The sequence below is a fragment of the Candidatus Methylomirabilota bacterium genome (genome assembly GCA_035315345.1).
Taxonomy (GTDB): Bacteria; Methylomirabilota; Methylomirabilia; order Rokubacteriales; family CSP1-6; genus CAMLFJ01.
The window spans coordinates 1-2,447 of record DATFYA010000217.1 but is presented as its reverse complement, the minus strand read 5'-3'; the positions used below and the strand labels follow the sequence as shown (position 1 = coordinate 2,447).

The following is a 2,447-nucleotide window of genomic DNA, read 5'->3' as shown; positions in this document are numbered from 1 at the left end:
ATCTGCGGGTCGGGAGAACTGCGGCCGTGTGGGGGCTCCCCGGGCATTGTCGCGCTGTTACCGTCCCGGCCGTGCGCCCACCTGCGGCAATGCCATGGGCCGGGACGGTGACCGTCCCCCGCAGGGCCCGGCTGCTCGTCTCGGGCGCGGCCGTGGCAGCCGTCACGACGGCCGTACTTCTGGTCCTGCTGACGGCCGCGCTCGTCGCCGGGTGGGGCGGGGGCCCTGCGGTGGCGTACGGGTCGGCCGCATTCGGCGCGGCCGGCCTAGCGGTCGGGCTCCTCGTGCTCGCCCGCGCGGGCGCCGTGGCACGGACCGACGCGGCGCGCGGTCGGGCACTGTGCATTCGCTGCTGCCTCTGGGCGCTGGTCGCGGTGCTCGCGGTTTTCATCGTCGGCTACATGACCCGGGCCGCTGCGCCCATATGGGGGAGCACGGTGGCCGGTATCCCGCTCATCGCCCTGGTCGGTCTGGCGGCCCGGCAGCGTGTCCTGCTGCAGGGCCGAGCCGTCCGGTGAGCTGTCCTGCGGGGCGACTACTGCACCCGCGGCAACTCACCTTCATCGGGGAGGTCGGCGACGGGTGGATCACTCATCGTAGCTATTCAGCTGGTTTGAGTGTGGGTGGTAGCCATGCGCCGGTGGTGAAGAGTTGGCGGAGGGCGTCGAGTTTGTCGAGTCCCCATTTGGTGGCTGTGTCCAGGTAGGACTGAACGATGGCGAAGTCGGTGAGGCCTTGCAGGGTGCGCCAGCAGCCGCCGGAGGTGCGTTGTTGGATCTTGACGGGCCTGCACGCGCGCTCCGCTTCATTGTTCGTGAACGGCACCGAGAGATCCGCGGCAAACCTCAAGATCATGTCTTCGAACCGTCTGAACCGCGTAATGAGGGTGCGGGCCTTGTCGGCGAGCTTGGAGTGTTCGCCCTGGTTGTCGGTGTTGCCTCGGGCGAGTGCTCCCAGGTAGTGGTTGCGGATCTGCTTCAGCGTGGCTTCGTCGAGGCGGTCGGCGCCACGATCACGGGCCTCGTGGGCGGCGCGGTTGGCTTCCAGCAGGGTGTTGGCCATCGCCTGCGCCCATAGTTGGCCGTCGGGGTCGGCATCGGAGATCGACCGCAGATCGCGCAGCAGATGAGCTCCGCACCAGGCATGTGCCGCCTGGAGGTGTGCGTAACCGGCGTAGCCGTCGCGCACCAGCACCCCGGTGAACTGTCCGAGGACACCGCCGGCATCGATGCTCGCCGCGGAGCGGTCGCCGACGTGCATCAACGTGAGGTATTCGGTGCAGGCCACGTGGACGTAGGCCAGGGATCCGGTGGCGCGGCCGGGTGTCTCGTCGGCATGCAGCACCGGCGCGGTGGCCAGCAGGTTTCGCATGTGGCCGAGGAACTTCTTCTCCAACTGTCGGGCGGCGCGACCACGGATGGCGGCCAGGAACCCGGTGGACACATCGATCGCGGTCAACGTCTCCAGCAGGTCGCGGGCGCGCCCGACCGGCAGGTAGTGCGCGCAGGTGAGCAACGCGGCGCGGGCGAGGGTTTCCGGGCCGATCCGCACCGGCGAGCCCGGCGCGGCCACAATGCCGACGTGCTCGACCGGCACGGCCTCGTCGTCCCAGCCCGGGGTGGTGACCACCCCGCAGCACGCGCAGACCTTCGAGATCCGCACATACTCGGTGACCTTCGGGGGCGGCGCGGGCTGGATGTCGACGATCTGACGCCGCCGATGGCCGTGTTCCGCGGCCTCGACCAGTGACGCGTCACAGGACCGGCAGCGGCCCGGCCGGATCTCCAGCCGCTCGTCCGGGTCGTCGATCAGGCAGCGCGAGGACGACGAAGAGCCCGGCTGCTTGCCGGACTTGCGTCCCGACCTCGTCCGCGACGAGCGCATCTTCGCCGGCTTCTTCGCCCACGGCGCATCCGACGACGGAGGGCGGGAGGAGTTCGAGGAGTCCCCAGCGGCCTGGCGCTTCAACTCCGCGATCTCATCGGCCTGTTCCCTGACCACCCGCTCCAGCTGCGCAACCTGCCCGGTCAACACCGCGACCATGCTCTTCAACTCGGCGTGATCGGCACGCACCGCAGCCTCGCTCGCCCGAAGCTCCTCCACCTCAGCACGCAGCGCGGCGTTCTCCACCCGCAGCGCAGCGTCGTCCACAGCCGACTGCTCGTCGGGCGGGCGATCGGGCACGACGACACCCTGCCCAACCCGACACCGAGATCAACTCGACACGCCGACGATCACGTCACACCAGCCCACCAGCCCCACCAGCCACAACGCGCACGCCGCCGCCGCTCGCAACGCCGGGACCCGTCCGCCGACGGATGACCGTCGACGCGCCGCCCGTCTACGCGCTCGCGGTGGCGCGGAACGTGCCGCCGAGGTGAGTGGCAACAGCTGAATAGCTACGCGAGCTGCTCCAGCGAGTACAGCGCTCCTAGGCGGACTGGGGC

Annotated in this window: 2 protein-coding genes; one reads left to right on the top strand and one right to left on the bottom strand. The window is 70.0% G+C overall.

The window, feature by feature from the left end:
* Window positions 1-107: 107 nt before the first annotated feature.
* Complete coding sequence (locus VKN16_28150; GenBank protein ID HME98096.1) at window positions 108-518, top strand: hypothetical protein; 411 nt, start codon at window positions 108-110, stop codon at window positions 516-518.
* An 82-nt stretch (window positions 519-600) separates the two neighbouring features.
* Here VKN16_28150 and VKN16_28145 read toward each other — a convergent pair whose 3' ends face one another.
* Window positions 601-2,115 (bottom strand): IS66 family transposase, encoded by a 1,515-nt coding sequence (locus VKN16_28145; GenBank protein ID HME98095.1) that lies wholly within the window; start codon window positions 2,113-2,115, stop codon window positions 601-603.
* Between the last annotated feature and the right edge of the window lie 332 nt (window positions 2,116-2,447).